This is a genomic window from Pseudomonas sp. Irchel s3a12 (genome assembly GCF_900187485.1).
Taxonomy (GTDB): domain Bacteria; phylum Pseudomonadota; class Gammaproteobacteria; order Pseudomonadales; family Pseudomonadaceae; genus Aquipseudomonas; species Aquipseudomonas neuropathica.
Genome location: NZ_FYDN01000017.1, coordinates 110,733 through 130,805, shown reverse-complemented (window position 1 = coordinate 130,805; position 20,073 = coordinate 110,733). Strand labels below are relative to the sequence as shown.

General features: G+C 59.8%; 15 protein-coding genes and 1 riboswitch. Of the genes, 7 read left to right on the top strand and 8 right to left on the bottom strand.

All coding sequences use genetic code 11. The annotated features are described in order from the left end of the window. Positions 1-32: 32 nt before the first annotated feature. The 6 genes from CKW14_RS25565 to CKW14_RS25540 are packed head-to-tail and all read right to left on the bottom strand — an operon-like array spanning position 33 to position 6,397. Positions 33-359, bottom strand: a complete 327-nt coding sequence (locus CKW14_RS25565) for a hypothetical protein (protein WP_093430893.1) — start codon at positions 357-359, stop codon at positions 33-35. Further along, positions 352-1,044, bottom strand: a complete 693-nt coding sequence (locus CKW14_RS25560; RefSeq protein ID WP_093430896.1) for an AzlC family ABC transporter permease — start codon at positions 1,042-1,044, stop codon at positions 352-354. The genes CKW14_RS25565 and CKW14_RS25560 overlap by 8 nt, the downstream gene beginning before the upstream one ends. Continuing rightward, positions 1,034-1,951, bottom strand: a complete 918-nt coding sequence (locus CKW14_RS25555) for a sugar phosphate isomerase/epimerase family protein (RefSeq protein ID WP_095047825.1) — start codon at positions 1,949-1,951, stop codon at positions 1,034-1,036. Before CKW14_RS25555 ends, CKW14_RS25560 begins: the two co-directional genes overlap by 11 nt. Continuing rightward, positions 1,948-4,368 carry an ATP-grasp domain-containing protein gene (locus CKW14_RS25550; RefSeq protein WP_095126371.1) on the bottom strand — a complete coding sequence of 807 codons (2,421 nt, stop codon included), beginning with the start codon at positions 4,366-4,368 and terminating at the stop codon, positions 1,948-1,950. Before CKW14_RS25550 ends, CKW14_RS25555 begins: the two co-directional genes overlap by 4 nt. Then, complete coding sequence (locus CKW14_RS25545; RefSeq protein ID WP_095126370.1) at positions 4,368-5,645, bottom strand: hypothetical protein; 1,278 nt, start codon at positions 5,643-5,645, stop codon at positions 4,368-4,370. Before CKW14_RS25545 ends, CKW14_RS25550 begins: the two co-directional genes overlap by 1 nt. Further along, the gene (locus CKW14_RS25540) at positions 5,645-6,397 is read right to left on the bottom strand and encodes a 2OG-Fe dioxygenase family protein (protein ID WP_176471339.1); all 753 of its coding nucleotides are present in this window, start codon (positions 6,395-6,397) and stop codon (positions 5,645-5,647) included. Before CKW14_RS25540 ends, CKW14_RS25545 begins: the two co-directional genes overlap by 1 nt. A 350-nt stretch (positions 6,398-6,747) precedes the next feature. Further along, positions 6,748-6,960, top strand: a riboswitch (cobalamin riboswitch). Positions 6,961-7,058: 98 nt separating this feature from the next. Here CKW14_RS25540 and cobW point away from each other — a divergent pair. The 6 genes from cobW to CKW14_RS25510 all read left to right on the top strand — a co-directional run bounded on the left by cobW (position 7,059) and on the right by CKW14_RS25510 (position 17,751). Beyond that, positions 7,059-8,132 carry a cobalamin biosynthesis protein CobW gene (gene cobW, locus CKW14_RS25535; protein ID WP_095126368.1) on the top strand — a complete coding sequence of 358 codons (1,074 nt, stop codon included), beginning with the start codon at positions 7,059-7,061 and terminating at the stop codon, positions 8,130-8,132. A gap of 3 nt (positions 8,133-8,135) precedes the next feature. Continuing rightward, positions 8,136-11,984 (top strand): cobaltochelatase subunit CobN, encoded by a 3,849-nt coding sequence (cobN, locus tag CKW14_RS25530; RefSeq protein ID WP_095126367.1) that lies wholly within the window; start codon positions 8,136-8,138, stop codon positions 11,982-11,984. A 340-nt stretch (positions 11,985-12,324) separates the two neighbouring features. Continuing rightward, the gene (locus CKW14_RS25525) at positions 12,325-13,326 is read left to right on the top strand and encodes an ATP-binding protein (RefSeq protein ID WP_095126366.1); all 1,002 of its coding nucleotides are present in this window, start codon (positions 12,325-12,327) and stop codon (positions 13,324-13,326) included. Then, positions 13,251-13,991 carry a VWA domain-containing protein gene (locus tag CKW14_RS25520; protein ID WP_256587302.1) on the top strand — a complete coding sequence of 247 codons (741 nt, stop codon included), beginning with the start codon at positions 13,251-13,253 and terminating at the stop codon, positions 13,989-13,991. The genes CKW14_RS25525 and CKW14_RS25520 overlap by 76 nt, the downstream gene beginning before the upstream one ends. 176 nt (positions 13,992-14,167) lie before the next feature. Beyond that, entirely contained in the window at positions 14,168-15,814 is a 1,647-nt protein-coding gene (locus tag CKW14_RS25515; protein WP_095126365.1) for a phospholipase D-like domain-containing protein, read from the top strand. Positions 15,815-16,191: 377 nt separating this feature from the next. Further along, positions 16,192-17,751, top strand: a complete 1,560-nt coding sequence (locus CKW14_RS25510) for a TerC family protein (RefSeq protein ID WP_095126364.1) — start codon at positions 16,192-16,194, stop codon at positions 17,749-17,751. A 95-nt stretch (positions 17,752-17,846) separates the two neighbouring features. On the opposite strand, the gene CKW14_RS25505 is transcribed toward CKW14_RS25510, so the two are convergent. Together CKW14_RS25505 and CKW14_RS25500 are read right to left on the bottom strand one after the other, a co-directional pair. Then, positions 17,847-18,275, bottom strand: coding sequence for a co-chaperone YbbN (locus tag CKW14_RS25505; protein ID WP_095047816.1), 429 nt, complete (start codon positions 18,273-18,275; stop codon positions 17,847-17,849). Between the two features lie 97 nt (positions 18,276-18,372). Then, positions 18,373-18,777 (bottom strand): hypothetical protein, encoded by a 405-nt coding sequence (locus tag CKW14_RS25500; protein WP_095047815.1) that lies wholly within the window; start codon positions 18,775-18,777, stop codon positions 18,373-18,375. Between the two features lie 417 nt (positions 18,778-19,194). On the opposite strand from CKW14_RS25500, the gene CKW14_RS25495 reads away from it, so the two are divergent. After that, the gene (locus CKW14_RS25495; RefSeq protein WP_095047814.1) at positions 19,195-20,043 is read left to right on the top strand and encodes a transporter substrate-binding domain-containing protein; all 849 of its coding nucleotides are present in this window, start codon (positions 19,195-19,197) and stop codon (positions 20,041-20,043) included. Positions 20,044-20,073: the final 30 nt, after the last annotated feature.

Genomic DNA, 20,073 nt, shown 5'->3' with positions numbered 1-20,073 from the left:
AGCATGGGCGGGGGATTTGAGTCAATCGGCGCCTAGCGCATGATCAGCAGGACGTACACCCCCAGCGCCATCAGGAACGCATAATAGGATTTGATTCGCGTCAGGCTCAGCAGCCACGCCAACGCCACCGGCAGGATCCATGGCATGGCCGCCAGGTGCTGGCTGGCCAAAGGATAGAGTGAGACCGCCAGCAGGCTGACGAGCATCGCCACCGATGTGTATTTTCCCAGACGATCGATGAAAGCGCGGGCAGTTGCCGAAAGCCGTTCGACATCGACGGCCAGCGGCAGCAAGCGGCAGACGATCGAAACCAGCGCGCAAATCAGTACGTACAGCCAGAAAGTACCAGGTTCAATCATAGACATAGCTCGTCAGAACGGTGATGGCTAGCACCAGCAGCAAGCTGACCTCGCCCAGCCACAGCAAGCTCGCGGCGGTGGCCAGGCCGGCAATCCATTGCGCATGGAAGCTGTGACGGTCGCGGGCCATCTTGCCAAGCGAAGCGCTGATGAAAATCGCGATCACCACACTGACGTGATCCATCACTGCGTTGTCGGCCACGCTGGCGAAGCAATACCCGACCACGGTGCCAAGCAGGGCGGCGGCGTACAGCAGAAAGCACACGGTGTTGGCATACGGGCGGCTGATCGGTTGCTGATCCTTGCGGATCGACATCAACGTGAAAGCCGCATTTGCCATCACCGCCAGGGCGGGGACGAACGCTTTGACCGGGCCCTGGAGGCTGGATTTCAGGCTCAGTGTGAAGACCAGAAAACGCAAGTTGATACTCAGCGCCGAGACCAGCACGCCAAAGGCGTTAAGCAGGTGCGCGGGGGTTTCCAGCAGCGTCAGTTGCAACGGCGAGGCCATTACCGTACCGCTGAAAACCACCATGGCCGGAAGATCCAGACCATGGCGGCGCCCGAGCATGCCGATCAGGGTGAAGGTCAGCAGCAGAGAGAAGACGAACGGTAGCGCATCGCGGATACCGGTCGCGATCTCGCTGCGCGAAGCCGGTTTTGCCAGGTTCGACTCAACCAGCATGAGTGCTGTGCCGCGAGCCGGCCAGCAATTGCTCTACGCCGTTCTTATAGGCCAGGGCTTTTTCCAGGTAGTACTCGGTGGAGAAGCGCGGAATGAACTCTTCCACCACGGCCACACCCCGATAGCCGTTGACCGCGAAGCGATTGAGCACATCGCTCAGGCGCAAGTTGCCTTCGCCAATCGGCAGATGTTGATGGTGGGTGTTGTTGAGGTCGGCAATGTGCAGATGCCGGGTAACCGGCGCCAGATCGGCAATGGCTTTGAACAGGCTTTCACCATACGGCAGCAGTGAGCACAGATGCGTCACGTCGATGGTCACGAAGCACCCGGTCTCCTTGTGAAAGCGCAGGTGTTCCTCGACGGTGAAGACCGGGAATTTCGGCCGCTGACCGCCCATGTTCTCCAGGCACAGGGCGATGCCATCGGTGTTGCAGCGCTTGGTCACTTCGTTGATCGCTACTATCAGGTTGTCCAGCAGTTCGCCGTTTTCCAGTTGATCTTTGTAGCCGGGATGAAAAGTGACGCTGGTGGCGCCGGCCTCGTGGGAAAACTCCACGGCGGCACTCAGGCAGTCCACCGCTTGGGCACGTTCAGTCAAATCCGGGGAACACAGGTTGTACTGGCGACCCCACCATCCGGCGTGGACGGTCAGCGTGATGCCATTGTGTTCGGCGAAGCTGCGGATTTTCCCGGCAAGCTCAGACCGGTCTTCGGCGGTCAACGACCAGAAGGTTTTTTCGGCGTCTTCGCCGATCTCGAACTCGACCGCTTGGAAATGTCTGGCCAGATCGGTGATCGAACCCAGGATGTCTGCAGGGTTGTCGTAGACATTGGTGGAAAAGGAGATCATCGGGAAGTGAGCGCTGATCGGGCCTTCGATGTGATATAGCGGGTCTTTACGGGTCATTGCGCTGGTCCTTGCGTAGTGAACTCTGGATGGGTGATCGCGGCGTTGAAGTCCGCCGGGTCGTCGGCGTCGCTGCAGCCCAGCAGCGTGTAGCCGTGGCGGTCTGCGGAACGGCTGATGCTCTGGCCGAACTTGTCGGGGTTGAGGTTCACGCGTAATGCAAACGGGTGTTGCAGCAGGCGTGCCTGGAGCTGTTGCGGATCGGCGGTCGGGGCCGCCTCGATGTAGCGGATCGCCATTTTGGCGTAGGTTTTCTCGGGCGTCGGCAGTGACGTGCCGGCCATCGCGGCGATGGTGCTGGCTGCCAAATGCACCCCCGTGGTTTTCCAGACCATTTCCCAGATCTGGTCACCGCCGAAGCGGGTCTGGGTTTCGATGAATTGCAGGCGTGAACCGTCCAGCTTGATTTCCGTGTGGGCCGGGCCCCAGCGGTTGCCCATTCGCCCGAGCAGCCACAGCACCGCTTCTTCGATCTGCGCGGCGGTTTTCTCGTCGAGCCCGGCAGGAAAGTCATGCCCGGTTTCGACATAACCGGGGGCACCGCTGGTGTATTTGCGCGTGATGCCGAGAATCCGGTGCTGGCCATCCAGGCTGAGGGATTCAACGCTGTATTCGTCGCCGCTGGCGAAGGCCTCGATCAGATTGTTTCCCTCCAGCGAGAGGTGTTCGACATCCTCGGGCCTGTCTATGGCATAGACGCCCTGACTGCCCGAACCGTTGACGGGTTTGACGATGGCCGGGCCATGGCGCAGCACGAAAGCGCGAGCCTCGGCACCATGGTTGATAGCGGCAGTGGGCAACTCGTAGCGACTGCCTTTGAGCAATTGGCGAAACAGCAGTTTGTCGCGACTGACTTCCACACTGCGCAGGTTGTTGTGGACGATGCCCAGACGTTCGCCCAAGCGTGACGCGGGCAGCAGGCCCAGTTCCGAAAACGAAACCACGGCATCGAATGGTGATTGCCGGTGCAGCCGTTCTACCATCGTGCTGTAGGCCGGCAGATCGGCGATGTCAGGCGTCAGCACTAGCGTTGCGCGCTCGCGCTGATAGTCAGATAACTCGCTGGGTTGCTGGACGAGAGTAAATCGAAACTGCCGCGCAGTATCCCAATCCAGTCCCGAATCACGCCCGCCGATGAGCAGAATGTGTTTGGTGTTCGCCGCCGTGGGCTGCTCGCCATAGACATCAATGTCGCTGACGGCGAGCAAGGATTGTCGCAGGCGGGCGGTGTCGGGTTGCCTGAACTCGATGTACAGGTAGTTCTGAAAACCGTTGCTGACCGGCCCGATGGCTTCGCCCGGAGTGACGTAGGCGTACCAACGCTGGAAACCTGGCAAGCGGCAGATCCGGTCGGCGCCGTGCAGTCCGTCATAGAGCCGGTCTGTGCGGGCGAAGGGGGTGGCGATGCCGAACGCATCCGGCGCTTCGCTGGCGCTGGGCAGAGGCTCGGCGGACAGCGCGCGGTGGTAGCAGACATCCAGCGCCAGCCCCCAGGCTTGACGAATCACATGAATCCGGCTGCCGCCGGGGCGTGCGCCGACTTCGAGAACTCTTGGCCCGCGGGGGGTGAGAATGAACTCGACATGGGCAAACGTGCCTTTGAGCGCTAACGCTTTCACGGCGTCATGGGCCAGACGATGGCAACGCTCCTTCAGCGCTGCGTCGGGCTCCAGCAGCGACGGCGTGTAGCGGGCGAAATGGTGAAAGTCGCCGCGATCGATATCGACGCCGGCAATCACATCGACGATCGGAAAACTGCTGATCGTGCCGTCGGCGGCAATCGTGCAATCGATGGAATGGTTGGAACCCTGGAGAAATTCCTCCAGCAGCAGTTGATCGGTTTCGCGGCTTTTGCCCGCCACATAGCGCTGCAGCGCCGGCCATTCATGACGGGCGTAGTCGAGCAGATCCTGCTGATCGTCGATGCAGCGTACGAACAGGCTGCTGTAAAGGTTCGCTGGTTTCAGGATGAACGGGTAGGGCAGCTCGCCCGGGCGCGCCAGCAGGTCGTCGATACGAACCTGGCGAGAGACCACGTGCAGATCCAGGTTACGCGACTGTTCGAAGCATTGGCGTTGCAGCACCTTGTCCAGCGTGTTTTCCACGTTACGGTGCAGGTGGGCCAGCGCCGGCAGCGCCGCACACAGCCGCCCCGTGATCGCGACATAGCCTTCACGGAAATTCAGGACACTGGTGAAGCCGTGCTCGTCCAGCAACTGTTGCGTCAGCTGGATCAGATCCGGGGTCAGCCCTCTGGAAAAGTCGTACAGCGCCACCGGCGAGATCTGTTTCGCATCGGCGATCTTGCTGGTTTTGCGACTATCGGCAATCAGCAAAGGGGTGATGCCCTCGGCAATCAGGCCCTCGTATTCTCCGTCACGAATATTGCCGATGATCAGGCAGGCCGCTGCACTCATTAGTCAACCTCCTGATCGAAGCTGTAGTGGACCCGGTTCAGGCGCTGGCAAATGTGAGCCAGACGAATCCGGTCCACGCCGTTGGCGCCACCACTCAAGACATTGCGAATGATGTGCGCCAAGGCATCCAGGTCTTCGCTGCTGATGCCCAGACGAGTAATTTCCTGCAGACCGAAGCGCAGGCAGTCGCGGCCATTGATCTGTTTATTGTTGATCCGGATCCCCAGTTCATTGAGCTGCTGCGCCGCTTGCCGGGCCAGTTCGCCTTCGAGCAACAGCAGGTGCGTGTCGGAGGGGTGCAGCGTCCAGCCCGGCAGGTCAGCGAGTGCGTCGTGCAACTGGCGAGTATTGGCGCACATGCGTTGAGCGTAGGCCTGGCCGTAGCGCTGGGTTTCCAGCAGGCTGACGAACAGTTGCAGCAGACCGGGCAGATTGGGCGAGGACACCAGCGCACCGCTGAGCGTTTGCTCGATCCGCTGGGCCAGATCGGCACGCCGGCAGACGATCAGTGCCCGGTGCGGACCTGCCAGGGATTTGTGGGTGTTGCCTTGAAGAATATCCGCCCCCTCGTCAAGCGGGTTGGGAAAGGCCTTCCCGGCGATGAGGCCCAGAGTGTGCGACGCATCGTAGATGATCAGTGTCCGCTCAAAGCCCCGGCGGTTCAGCAGCGCGCGCAGTGGTTTAAGGGCCATTGCCCGTGTGGTCAGACCATGGTCGAGCAGTACGGCTGCCGGTTGTACACCGCACGCCTGGAGTTGCCGATCAACATCCCCGAGATCAATTTGTCCGTCAGCCGTCAGTTTCAAAAAGACGCTGTGCCGGCCCATCTTCTGCACCAGAGGCCCGGTTGCGAAATGCCCGCCGCTTTCGGGCGCCAGTGATAATACGCAGTCGCCCGGCTCGGTCAGGGCGGCCAGCACGCTCAGCGTGCAGTGCACGCCGGAGAGCACGCGGTATTCGACGAACGGCGCGTTAAACATTGCCTGCACGGCTTGGGTCGCCAAAGCCTTTAATGTTTCGACTTCGGGGAAGTGTTCGACCTGCATACCATTGAATTCGGCGGCATAGCATTGACCGTCAATGGCCTGTGCATTGAACAAGTAACGCTCGTAATGGCGATTCTGTCCTAGCGTGCGTGCAGTCTCGGACAATATGTTTTCATTAGCGGTCAGCGATAGTGTGGAAGTTCTTCGTGCGCACGCCTGTTGAAACTGTTCAATGATGAAGTTATGCGCGAGGGGGGTGCTGACTGAAAGTGCATGAGTCGAATGATTCATTAGTAGTCCGCCAGGTCGAAGTCGATAATCAACATATCGCGACTGCCGCGATCCGAATTAATGCTCGATGTTTGCAGTGGGGAAACTTCATGCAGAAGTATTCGGTCATTCAAGACGACGGTTTCCAGATAGTCAGTCAAAGTTGCACTGAATACTTGGCCACCTTCTTCATCAAATATCCGGCTTTCGCCACCGATGACATGCTGACGTTGAATCAGGTGTTGAAAGACAAAATCGTGCCCGTCGCGATGTCGGCCCTCAGGGGTGGCCTGGCCAGCATTGCCTTGATCGCAGAGGATACGGAACTGATGGCAGGTCACGAGCCAGTCGCGCGGGCCCAGCGCCATGTCCAGCAGTGCCAGGTCGGCGGCCAGCAGTGTCTGCAGAATCGGTGAGTCAATGAACGTCGCCTCGCAGCGGGTGTAGGTGCGCTGCACTCCGCCCAACAGCGGGTTGTCGGTCTCGGCTTGAAAAAAGTGGCAGTCTTGCAGCGCCGTCCATTGGCGTTCCTGTTGGCGATACTGGAACTTGCAGATGCGTCGTTCGCGAAGACCGTTCTCTGCGCTGAGATACGCATCGGTATGCAAATGATCCCAGGTCGCATTGAATGCCCGGCATGCTTCGCGTCCCAGCAGCGCAACATCCAATGCTGGATAGTGAACACTGTGCGCATAGTGGCAATTGCGCAGTAGTTCGGAAAGTTCCTTTAGTCCGGCATCACTTGAAAGCCGTAACGCGTTACCGGCACTCATGTTGTGGATACCCATGGGTGCAGGAAAGAAACAGGCAGGATCAAATACTGATAATAATCAGCCATGCAAGAAATCCTTTCTTGAGAGACTCATAGTCCTTGTGCGAACTCATCGTTCATATCTTGTATTGATTTATCAATTTGGTTTTTGTAAAGATATGTAATCGAATGCGCGCAGCCGCTCTATTTCAGGGTTTAACGCGGTGGTAGTTTTTTTATGTAACGGATAGGGCATGTAAGACATAACTTACAACTACTTTTTAAGTGAGAAGTGTTCGCGATCATTAGATGAAAAAGTTGCTGCCCTTATAACCACAATGATCCAGGCGTTGACCCGCCTGCCGTGCATGCGTAGCCTTGCGCATTCGAGGTTCTCCGGCGTATGTCGGAGCTAAGAAGGGAACGCGGTCAATGCCGCGGCTGCCCCCGCAACTGTGAACGGTGATGTTCGCTGCCATGCCACTGCCAGCTCAACTTATGAGCCCGCGGGAAGGCGCAGCCAACGCCAGGCCCAGCGCCTGAACGCCGTCAGCCAGGAGACCTGCCTCGTCACAGATTCTCACTACAACCGGGCGGGGTGATCCGGTGGCGAACTCTCCAGGCACGCACGCGCGTTGCCGGTTCTCGTCCCGTATGCCCGCCGCTTGCCAAAGGGCATACCGATGAAAACACTGGCCAAACTCCCCGTCACCATCGTCACCGGCTTCCTCGGCTCGGGCAAGACCACGCTGCTGCGCCACATGCTCGACAACGCTCAGGGCCGTCGTATCGCGGTGATCGTCAACGAGTTTGGCGAGTTGGGCATTGACGGTGAAATCCTCAAGCAATGCACCATCGGTTGCACCGAAGAAGAAGCCACCGGCCGCGTTTACGAGCTGGCCAACGGCTGCCTGTGCTGCACCGTTCAGGAAGAGTTCTTCCCGGTGATGCGCGAACTGGTTGCCCGTCGCGGCGATCTCGACCATATCCTTATCGAAACCTCGGGCCTGGCCCTGCCGAAACCGCTGGTACAAGCCTTCCAGTGGCCGGAAATCCGCAGCGCCTGCACCGTTGATGCGGTGATCACCGTGGTCGACAGCCCGGCCGTCGCCGCCGGCACTTTCGCCGCGTTCCCGGATCAGGTTGATGCCCAGCGCAAACTCGACCCGAACCTCGACCACGAATCGCCACTGCACGAACTGTTCGCCGATCAACTGGCCAGCGCCGACCTGGTGATCCTCAACAAGGCCGACCAGACCAGCCCGGAAGATCTCGCTCGTGTCCGCGCTGAAGTCGCCGAAGAACTGCCGCCAGCGGTGAAAATCATCGAAGCCAGCAACGGCCGTCTGCCGCTGGACGTGCTGATCGGCCTCGGCGCCGGTTCCGAGGAGCACATCGACAGCCGCCACAGCCATCATGATCACCACCACGGTGAAGGCGATGACGACCACGATGACCACGATCACGACGCCTTCGATTCGATCTCCATCGAACTGCCACAAGCCGACGAAAGCCTGCTGCTCGACGCCCTGACGCAACTGGTGGTCAAGCACGGCATCCTGCGCGTCAAAGGTTTCGCCGCCATTCCGAACAAGCCAATGCGTCTGCTGATCCAAGGCGTGGGTACGCGTTTTGACAAGCATTTCGACCGTCAGTGGGGCGCTGATGAAGCGCGCGTCACGCGACTGGTGTTGATTGGTCAGGCGCTCGACGCCGCGCAACTCGAAGCGCAACTGCGCGCTGCGCTCAGCGTTTAAGCCATGCACCTGCTCAGGACTCAGCCCGGCGGTTTCGTCTCGGATGACAACATTGCCGACCTTGGCCAAACCCCCGCCGAGCTGGTGATCCTGTGCAGCGGCGACTCCAGTCTCGCGCTGCTCGCCGAAGCCGCGCAGCAGTTGCCGGAAGATTACCCGAGCCTGCGTCTGGCCAACCCGATGCAGGTGCAGAACCATGCTTCGGTCGATCTGTACGTCGACGAAGTGCTGCGCCACGCCAAGGTGATCCTGATCTCGCTGCACGGCGGCATCGCCTATTGGCGCTACGGCGTCGAGCGTCTGATCGAACTGTCCGAGCGCGGTGTGCAGGTGATTCTGGTGCCGGGCGATGACCGTCCTGATCCGGAACTCAGCGACCTGAGCACCGTCAACGCTGTGGATCGTGATCGCCTCTGGCAATTCCTGCGCCAGGGCGGCCTGGGCAATGCGCTGGACTTTTTCCGCTGCCTCGCCAACCGTTGGCTGGCTCGCGATTACGTCTGGGAAGAACCGCAGGCGCTGCCGCGCACGGCGATTTACCACCCGAATAAAACCAGCGCCGCACTGAGTGACTGGCAAGCCGATTGGCTGCCTGCACGCCCGGTCGCGGCGGTGTTGTTTTACCGCTCGCATTTACAAGCGGCGAACACCGCATTCATCGATGTGTTCTGCCAGCGCTTGCAAGCGGCGGGGCTGAATCCGCTGCCGATCGCGGTGGCCAGTCTGAAAGAACCCGGCTGCCTGACGGTGGTCGAGGACTGGCTGGACGAGGTTGAGGCCGGGGTGATTCTCAACACCACCGGATTCGCTCAATCCAGCCCTGAGGCCCCGCACTTGCGGCCGTTTCGCCGCAACATTCCGGTGATCCAGGCGATCTGCGCGCAGGACAACGAGCCCGGCTGGCGTGACAGCGAGCAGGGCCTCGGCCCGCGCGATCTGGCGATGCATATTGCCTTGCCGGAACTCGACGGACGCATCATCAGCCGACCGATCAGCTTCAAGGATCTGGCCTGGCGCAGTGAGCGCAGTCAGTCCGATGTCGTCTGCTATCGCGCGCAGCCCGAGCGCATGGATTTTGTCGCTGAACTGGCGCGGCGCTGGATTGATCTGGCGCGGGTGCCGAATGGCGAAAAACGCATCGCATTGATCCTCGCCAACTATCCGACCCGTGATGGGCGCATCGGCAACGGTGTCGGTCTCGACACGCCGGCGGCGGCGCTGAACATCCTGCGTGCATTGCAGGCTGAGGGATATCCGCTCACCGCTGAACTGCCGAATAGCGGCACCGAGTTGATCGAGCAATTGCTCGGTGGCGTCAGCAACGATCTCGACACCATTGATCTGCGTCCGTGCCAGCAAAGCCTGGCCATGGACGCTTATCTGACGATGTTCAACGCGCTGCCCGAGGCTAATCGCAGCGCTGTGATCGAACGCTGGGGCACGCCGCAAAACGACCCGATGTGCCGCGACGGGAGGATGATGATCGCCGGTCTGCGCTTCGGCCTGACCTTCGTCGGTATTCAGCCGGCGCGCGGTTATCAGGTCGATCCGAGCGCGGTCTATCACGACCCCGATCTGGTGCCGCCGCACGCTTATCTGGCGTTCTATTTCTGGTTGCGCAACACCTACGGCGCCCACGGCGTGATCCACGTTGGCAAACACGGCAACCTCGAATGGCTGCCGGGCAAAGGCGTCGGTCTTTCGGAGAACTGCTGGCCGGATGCGTTGCTCGGGCCGCTGCCAAATATCTATCCGTTTATCGTTAACGATCCGGGAGAGGGCGCGCAGGCCAAACGGCGCACGCAAGCGGTGATTATCGATCACCTGATGCCGCCGCTGACCCGCGCCGAAACCTACGGCCCGTTGCGCAATCTGGAGCTGCTGGCCGACGAGTATTACGAAGCGCAGCTGCTTGATCCGCGCCGCGCCCGTGAACTGCAGCGCGACATTCTGCTATTGGTCCGCGAGACGCAGATCGACCGCGAACTGCAACTCGATGCCGCGCTGGACAGCGATGCGGATGCGGCGATCTGGCTGCCACGTCTCGATACCTATTTGTGTGATCTGAAGGAATCGCAGATTCGCGATGGCTTGCACATTTTTGGTGAATCGCCGAGCGGGCGTTTGCGCATTGATACGTTGTTGGCTTTGCTGCGTATACCGCGTGGCGATGGCAAAGGCGCGCAGTCGAGTTTATTGCGGGCATTGGCCAAAGCGTTCGAACTGGGTTTCGACCCGCTCGATTGCGCGCTGGCCGACCCTTGGACTGGCCCGCGCCCCGATCAATTGCAATCGATCGGCGACGAAGTCTGGCGCACCGCCGGCGACACCCGCGAACGCCTCGAACTGTTTGCCACTGCGTTGATCTCCGAGTCCCTGCAAATCCCTTGTGGGAGCAAGCCTGCTCGCGATGGCGGTGTGTCAGCCAACATTGAGTCCACTGACACACCGCTATCGCGAGCAGGCTCACTCCTACAAGGACCGCGTTGGGTGGAGGTCAGTGCAATCCTTGACCATCTGCGCGAAGTCGTCGCCCCACGCCTCGATGCCTGCGGCCCCGCCGAAATGCGCGGCCTGCTCGACGCCCTCAGCGGTCGCTTCGTCCCCGCCGGCCCCAGCGGTGCACCCAGCCGTGGTCGCCTTGACGTGCTGCCCACCGGCCGCAACTTCTACTCGGTCGACGTGCGCAACCTGCCGACCACCACCGCGTGGCGCATCGGTTTCCAGTCGGCGACGTTGATTCTGGAACGGCACCTGCAAGACCACGGCGATCACCTGCGCCAGCTCGGATTGTCCGTGTGGGGCACCGCGACCATGCGCACTGGTGGCGACGACATCGCCCAGGCCATGGCACTGATGGGCGTGCGTCCGGTGTGGGCCACTGGCAGTCAGCGCGTTGATGATTTCGAGATTCTGCCGCTGAGCCTGCTTGATCGTCCGCGCGTCGATGTCACGCTGCGAGTTTCCGGGTTTTTTCGGGATGCCTTCGCCAATCTGATTCGCCTGTTCGACGCCGCCGTGCAAGCAGTGGCAGCGCTGGACGAGCCGGACGACCTCAACCCGCTGGCCGCGAAAGTGCGTGCCGAGCGCGAGGCGCTGCGGCAATCGGGCCTCGATGAGGACACCGCGCGGCGTCAGGCCGGATGGCGGATCTTCGGCGCCAAACCCGGCGCGTACGGCGCAGGCGTGCAGGGCGCCATCGACGGTCGCTTGTGGCAGAGCCGTGAAGATCTCGCTGAGGTTTATCTGAACTGGGGCGCGTACGCCTATGGTGGTGCTGATGAGGGCACCGCTGCACGCGAGCAGTTCGTTCAGCGCCTGAGTCAGGTACAAGCGGTGCTGCAGAATCAGGACAACCGCGAGCACGACCTGCTCGATTCCAATGATTACTACCAGTTCCAGGGCGGCATGCTCGCTGCCGTGGAAAGCTTGCGCGGCGAAGCGGCGGCGAGTTATCACGGCGATCACAGTCAACCGGATCTGCCGAAGATTCGCACCTTGAAAGAAGAGCTGAACCGGGTGATTCGCTCACGAGCGGTCAATCCGAAATGGATCGACGGGGTCAAGCGCCACGGCTATAAAGGCGCGTTCGAAATGGCCGCGACGGTTGATAACCTGTTCGCGTTCGATGCGACGACGCAGTTGATCGATGACCACCAGTACGCTTTGCTGGCCGATGCTTATCTGCTGGATCCGGCAACGCGGGAATTTGTTCGCGAGCACAATCCGCATGCGCTGCGGGACATGACCGAGCGCCTGCTTGAGGCACAGCAGCGGGGGATGTGGCAGGAGCCTGGGGCTTATAAGGGAGCGCTGGAGAATCTGCTGCTGGATATTGAGGAAGATATGTAACCGGCCAAAAGCTACCTTCACCCCAGCCCTCTCACGAAGGGAGAGGGAGCCGATTTGCGTTGCTGTCGAAGTCTGAGTTCGGCCCGACGTATCAGGTCGACGGAATTCGAAAGAACACCTAGGTCAGTTCCCTCTCCCCAAGGGAGTAAGGGGGTAAGGGAGCCGATTTGTGTTGGCTTTGGAGGCTGAGTTCAACTCGATAATTCAGGTCGGCGCAACTTGCAAGAACACCGCAATCAGTTCCCTCTCCCCCTGGGTGAGGGCTAGGGTGAGGGCCACCACCCCGACTGACACACCACAACACTCAAGCACACCCAAGACCACGACAGAGAAAACCCAAATGACCGACACCCCGCATTTCCCGCTCTCCGCCGTGGTCGGCGCCGATGACCTCAAGCTCGCCCTGTGCCTCACCGCCATCGACCCGAAAATCGGCGGCGTGCTGATCGAAGGCCCGCGCGGCATGGCCAAATCCACCCTGGCCCGGGGCCTGGCCGATCTGCTCGCCAGCGGTCAATTCGTCACCTTGCCGCTGGGCGCCACCGAAGAACGTCTGGTCGGTACTCTCGACCTTGACGCTGCTCTCAGCGAGGGCCGCGCACAATTCTCACCAGGTGTGCTGGCCAAGGCTGACGGCGGCGTACTCTACGTCGATGAAGTCAATCTGCTGCCCGATCACCTCGTTGATCTGCTGCTCGACGTTGCCGCCAGCGGCACCAATCTGATCGAGCGCGACGGCATTTCCCATCGGCATTCGGCGAAGTTCGTGCTGATCGGCACGATGAACCCGGAAGAGGGCGAGTTGCGTCCGCAACTGCTCGACCGCTTTGGCCTGAACGTCGCCCTCAGTGGCCACACGGCACCGACCGAACGCGGACAGATCATCCGTCGGCGACTGGATTTCGACAGCGACCCGCAAGGGTTCTGCGCACAGTGGCAAGCCGAGCAGCAAGCCTTGCGTGCGCGTTGCGAAAACGCTCGTCGTGCCCTGGCCGATATTCCGCTGGATGATGCCGCACTGGCGCAGATCACCGAGCGTTGTTTCGCCGCCGGGGTTGATGGTCTGCGTGCCGACCTGGTCTGGTTGCGCGCCGCACGTGCCCACGCAGCGTGGCGCGGAGCTGAGGTGATTGACGCAGAGGATATCGACGCTGTCGCCGAGTTTGCCCTGCGCCATCGGCGCCGTGAGCAAGCGCCATCGAATCCGCCGCAACCGGCCCAGTCGCCGGCCACGACTCAGGCATCACCGAGTGAAGGGCAGGGCCAGTGGGGCGACATGCCGGCGCCTGCGCTCGCCACCGGTGCCCGCCGCGAAGTGCCGAGCTGGCCAAAAAAGCTTTAGGCATTCGCCCCCGATCCGACGCGGGGGCGAATGCCAGACCCCGCGCCGGTCGGCTGGACAACGGACGCCAAGGCAAGCGCCATAAGGCGCGCAGCGGTATGGTGAATTGGCCGGGTTCGTTACTCAACGGGCGGCCTCGAACGCGCGAAGATCTGCTGTTTCAACTGCGCACGCGCTCACCGCATGAATTGTGGCTGGTGATCGTCGATGCCTCCGCCTCGACCCGCCGCCATCAGGCCTTGAGCGATGCCAAAGGTTTGCTCGCGCAATTGTTCGATGATGCTTACCGGCAACGGGCGCGACTCGCATTGTTGACGGCCAGTGGCTCGGTGCCGAAATGGCAGGTGCAGGGATTGAAGGCGTCCAGCGGCTTGCGGGTGTGGCTGGAAGCTTTGGGTGCAGGCGGTGGCACGCCGTTGCTGGCGGCGCTGGAGCAGGCCGGGCAGTGGCTGACGGTGCGGCGCAAGCGCTTTCCTGCCGAGCAGCAACGCTTGCTGGTGGTGACCGATGGGCGTCTGAAACAGTGGGCGGGATTACCGGCGCTGGCGTGCCCGGGGTTGTTGATCGATATCGAGCGTGGGCCGATCCGGTTGGGCCGGGCCAAGGATCTGGCGACGGCATTGGATGCGCAGTATCGACATATCGATGAACTGATTTCCCTCTGATACTTTCTGTGTCTGGTCGGGGCCTCATCGCGAGCATGCTCACTCCTACAGGGGAACGCATTCCAAATGTAGGAGTGAGCCTGCTCGCGATTGCATCGACCCGGTCTAGAGCCGAACACTCAAAACCCGCATCACTGCTCTATGCTGCACCCAGCCCCAATCACAAGGAGTGAGCGATGCGCGTTGTGGTCAAAAACCCTCAGGACGATTTCCGTGTAAAGGCCTACGCCGGCACCAACGGCGTGCTGCTGGCCATGGATCTGGCCGAATCCCGGCGCAAAGGCCTGTTGGGTTTCGCCATCGAAAAGCAGCAGGGCGCCAAACCCTGGTTGTTCCTGTTCAACAGCCTGACCTTCCCTGGCAAGGCGCATACCTTCCCCCAGTTCCACGCCACCCCAAGCGATAAAGCCCCGCTGCAGAAATTTCGCTGGGCCGATTACGCGGTCAATCCGGGCATGACCCTTCACTATCGCGTGCATCTGGCCTACGGCACCGCGGATGCCGTGCAGTTGGGAGAGTCGTTGGAACTGACTTTGACCTCCGATGACGGTCACCCGAGCAATCAAAGCGTGATATTCAACCGTGCGGTCGCCGCCAGTCAGGCATTCCAGCGCAAGTTTCCCGATCTCGACGCGCAGATCAGCGCCAACAAAAACATGCCCATCGAAGCCTGGCCCGATGCGCCGCGGCAATGGTTGGAAAACGGCTTGCTCACACGATTGCTCGGGTTTATCGAGCGTGCGGTCGATGGTCAGTGGGCGCTGGATATCGCGATTTACGAGTATCAGTTGCAGGCAATCGTCGATGCGGTGAACGCGGCGTTCATGCGTGGCGTAAAGGTGCGGGTGCTGTATCACGCCCGGCCCGATGATGAAGACACCACGATCAACGAAGCGAGCCTGGCGGCACTGCCTCCCGCGAGCAAACGCGGGCGAGTGACCCACAATATCTTTCACAACAAATTCATGGTCCTCAGCCGCGTTGATGCCAGCGGCACTCATCAGCCTGAAGCGGTTTTATGTGGCAGCACCAATTTCACCGCCAACGGAGTTTATCGTCAGGCCAACGTGGTGCATGTGCTGGACGATGCATCGATTGCCGCCAGTTATCTGCAGACGTTCGAGCAGATCTGGGCGCAGCCGGATGATATCGGCGTTACCCGTGACTGGATTACCGAACACAACCCGATGAATCCGCAGCAACCTTTGTTCGCCGGGTTCTCGCCGCGCACCGGCGGGGCCGATCTGCAGGCGTTCGTGCAGATCATCAGCGCGGCGAAAAAGGACGTGCTGTTCGTCACCGCGTTCTCGCTGCCGGACGCGATTCTTAACGCGTTACTCGGCCAGCCCCACGACGACATTTTGCGTTATGGCCTGCAGAACACTGCCAGCCGAATCACCGGTTTTCACGCCGACCGCAGCGCCGAATTCGCCGCCACCGCATTGCTCAACACCGGGCTGGAAGGCTGGCTGCGCGAGAACATGAAAGGCCAGAAAGGCAATCTGCTGGTGCACACCAAAGCCGTGGTCACCGACTTCACCACGGACACACCAACGATCATCAGCGGCAGCCACAACCTCAGCGCTTCAGCGAGCAATGGCAACGACGAAAACTACCTGATCATTCGTGGCGACACCGATCTGGCGGATCGTTACGGGCTGGAGCTGCTGCGGTTTTATGAGCATTACCGCTTTCGCTATTTCGCGAAAAAACTGGCGTTGAAGCAAGTGAGTCCGTTGGCGGTGGATGACCGTTGGACGAATGACTATTACATCGAAGGGGATTTGCGGCAGTTGTCCCGGCTGCGTTTTGCCGGACGCTGATACCGTACTGTAGAAGCTGCCGAAGGCTGCGATCTTTTGACTTTCGAATTAGAAAACAAGATCAAAGGATCGCAGCCTTCGGCAGCTCCTACAGTGGGTTTCGGTGTGGATTACAGATTTTGAAATGATTTGCCGCTGTAGGAAATGTTCCCAAAGCCTGTACGCTCCAAGGCCATTTTTCATTCAGGATTTGCATGAACACCCTCTCGGAGCCTCCCAGTCGCACCTTCCCCTCGCGCCATGGCGCGGTCTTGACGCACTCGCAGCATCCGGTTTTCCGACATCCGACTATCGTTGCTAACGCGGCCCTAAAGCCTTCGCGTTGCGCTTTGCCGTGTCCGGCAGCCTGAATTCATCGAGAGAGATAGAGACGTTTTATGGAATGGTTAGCGGATCCCACGGCCTGGTTAGGCTTGTTGACTTTGATCGTGCTGGAACTGGTGCTGGGTATCGACAACCTGGTGTTCATTGCAATTCTGGCAGACAAGCTGCCACCGCATCAGCGTGACCGCGCGCGGATTATTGGCCTGTCGCTGGCGCTGATCATGCGCCTTGGCCTGTTGGCGAGTATTTCCTGGCTGGTCACCCTCACGCAGCCATTGTTCGAGGTGTTCGACAAGAGTTTCTCTGGTCGCGACCTGATCATGTTGTTCGGTGGTGTGTTCCTGCTGTTCAAGGCCACCATGGAATTGCACGAACGCCTTGAAGGCCACATCGGTGAGCGCACGACCAACGCCGCTTACGCCTTGTTCTGGCCGATCGTCGCGCAGATTGTGGTGCTCGACGCGGTGTTCTCGCTGGATGCGGTGATCACGGCCGTGGGCATGGTCGATGAACTGGCGGTGATGATGATCGCGGTGATCATCTCGATTGGCTTGATGATTGTCGCCAGCAAACCGCTGACGCGCTTCGTCAACGCGCACCCGACGGTGATCATGCTGTGTCTGGGCTTCCTGATGATGATTGGTTTTGCCCTGACGGCCGAAGGTCTGGGCTTCCACATTCCGAAAGGTTATCTGTACGCCGCCATCGGTTTCTCGATTCTGATCGAGGTGTTCAACCAGATCGCCCGGGCTCGCCGCAAGCGTTCGATGCAGGGTTTGCGGCCGATCCGCGAGCGCACGGCTCATGCGGTCATGCGCTTGCTGGGCGGGCGCAAACTGGCGGCGGAAGAGGTCGGCGAGGAAATTTCCGACCTGCTGGACAACGGAGAAGCGCCAAGCGAGGAACTGTTCGACCGTCGCGAACGGGTGATGATCAGTGGCGTACTGCAACTGGCCGAGCGGCCGATCCGCCATTTGATGACCGTGCGCGCCGATGTCGACACCATCGACCTGGCGGATGACGCTGAGGCGATTCGCACGAAGTTGATGCACTCGTCCTACTCTCGCCTGCCGCTGATCCGCGACGGCGTAGTGGATGAACCGCTGGGCTTCGTGCACAAGAAGGAACTGCTCAAGGAATACCTGGCTGGCACTGAGCCGAACCTGGAGCATCTGGCGCGCAAGACTGTCAATCTTCTCGACAGCTATTCGATCCTCAACGCGCTGGAGCAGATGCGCGCAGCGTCGACCCACATTGCCTTTGTGGTCAACGAGTTCGGCGATTTTGTCGGCGTGTTGACCATGACCGACATTCTCGAATCGATTGCCGGCGAGTTGCCTGATGCCAGCGAAGTCGAAGGGCCGGATGTGGTGGAAGAGCAGGGCGGTTTCATGGTCAGTGGTGCGTTGAACCTGACGCGTGTCCGCCAACACACCGGTTTCGGCGCCGAGCCTACCGAGGATTATCAGACCATGGCCGGGTTGGTGATGAGCTTGCTGGATCGGCTGCCGATGATGGGTGATCGTCTGGAATATGAAGGCTGGCAGATGACCGTCAAGGCTGTTGAAGAACGGCGGGTGACGCGGGTGTTGTTGGTGCGTGAGGCCGCGTAAATCCAGGTCCGGCGCTGACAGTGGCGGCCCCTTCGCGGGCTTGCCCGCGAAAGCGATTTGTCAGACGCCGCAACGATTAGGGTAAATGCATTGCCTCAAATCATCCGCCGATGCGCACGCGTGATCGTGCAGAGCCTGCTCAACGTTCGGCGCAACCACGGCAGATCATGCCGTGGTTTCAAATGAGTACCGGGTGCCTTGGTCTTGCCAATATGCAAGGCGAAGTCAGCCGCCAACGTTTCTTCAGTGCCAATCCCCTTGAGCTTTTTCACCAGCCTGCCGTTCTTGTAGAACAGCACCGTCGGCGTGCCGGTCACTTGCGGATGACGTGGCGATTCGCTGGTTTTGAGCATGTAGATGTTGGCGCGATGCCGGTACGGCTCGGCAACCTGGCGAAACACCGGCCCGGCCCATTCGCAGGCGGGGCAGTGTTCGTTGGCGAAGTACAGAATTACCGGACGCCAGGTTTTCAGGGCTTTGCGGTAGGTAGTGGGTAGCGCTGAGTGAGGGGCTGGCGAACTCATTGAAAACTCCTTTTCACGATACTCGGCAATGCATTCACGAGGCGTAAAAGCGAGTCACCATTGAGTGGCGACTCGCTTGTCTGACTTCAGCGGTGTGTTAGAGCAACTTCGACAGCACCACATCGCCAAAATAAGATCCTGGGACACCAAACTCACCATCACTGGCTTCCAGCGTGACTTTGAACTTGAGGGTCGAGATCTGTACGTCAAATTTCTTCGACAGCACTATCCACTCTTGACCGCCATGAAGGTCAAGGTGAACTTTTTCGCCTGTTGGAAGAGGCTCAACAGTGATACGGGCAGCATGGCTAGGTAAAGTTTTCAGCCTTGCGGAGAGCATGAACTGCCCACCGCCGCCGCTGCCGGTGAGGACTTCCTGACTGATTGAGTCGGGGGCAGCGACGATGCAGTGACCGGTTACGTAGAGCACATTCTCCGGGTTGGTCGCCGTCCAATGCTCGCCTTGCTGAGAAAAGTCGTAGTTTTTAATGAGGTTGGCCATTACGAATATCCTTATCGAGAGTGCTTTCAAGCCCTGATTGGCCAAGTCAGTAGGCTTGTAAATCTGCCCCTCGACAACTGTCAACTCTGACAGGTGTAGCCGTAAATCCGATGAGTGGTCATGGCTTGTCAAACGTCTTTTTCATCCCCGCGTTGGACCTTGATCGTGGATTTGATCAGGCATCCGGATGCACACAAATGTGACGTTACTTCCCACAGGGTTGCATTTGGTAGCGCGCATCAGGCAGCAGTCTTGTTTTCTCTTGATTCCGGCTTTCAACTAACACTCTGAATAGGTTCGATTTTCTACACACGCATGTTTTTCAGCCAATCCTGTGGCACACTTTCTGCTGTCTATTCCGTAGTAACAAACCGTGTTCCGGTATAGCGGAATAAACACCATCCTGGAGTGCTTGCCATGCATCGCCGTCCTTCGTTGTTCAAAGCGTGTGTTTTTGTTCTTGTGGCTTCGTCCGCTGTCATGGGTATGGCCCAGGCAGCCGACAGCAAGCTCGACAGTGTTCTGGCCCGTGGCAAGTTGATCGTGGGCACCGGCAGCACCAATGCGCCGTGGCACTTTCAGGGCGCGGACGGCAAGTTGCAGGGGTTTGATATCGACATCGCCAGGATGGTGGCCAAAGGTCTGTTCAACGACCCGAGCAAGGTCGAATTCGTCGTGCAGTCGTCCGATGCGCGAATTCCCAATCTGCTCACCGACAAAGTCGACATGAGCTGCCAGTTCATCACCGTCACCGCCAGCCGTGCGCAGCAAGTGGCGTTCACCCTGCCGTACTACCGCGAAGGCGTCGGCCTGCTGCTGCCGAACAACAGCAAGTACAAGGAAATCGAAGACCTGCAAGCCGCCGGCGACAGCGTCACCGTGGCGGTGCTGCAAAACGTCTACGCCGAAGAGCTGGTGCATCAAGCATTGCCAAAAGCCAAGGTCGATCAGTACGACAGCGTCGACCTGATGTACCAGGCCGTGAACTCCGGCCGCGCCGATGCCGCCGCCACTGACCAGTCCTCGGTCAAATACCTGATGGTGCAGAACCCTGGCCGCTACCGCAGCCCGACCTATGCGTGGAGCCCACAGACTTACGCGTGCGCAGTCAAACGAGGCGATCAGGATTGGCTGAACTTCGTTAACACCGCACTGCATGAAGCGATGACCGGCGTTGAATTCCCGACCTACGCCGCCTCGTTCAAACAATGGTTCGGTATTGATCTGCCGTCGCCCGCCATCGGTTTCCCTGTCGAATTCAAATGATCCCGTGAGAGTGGGGCGATTAAAGTCGCC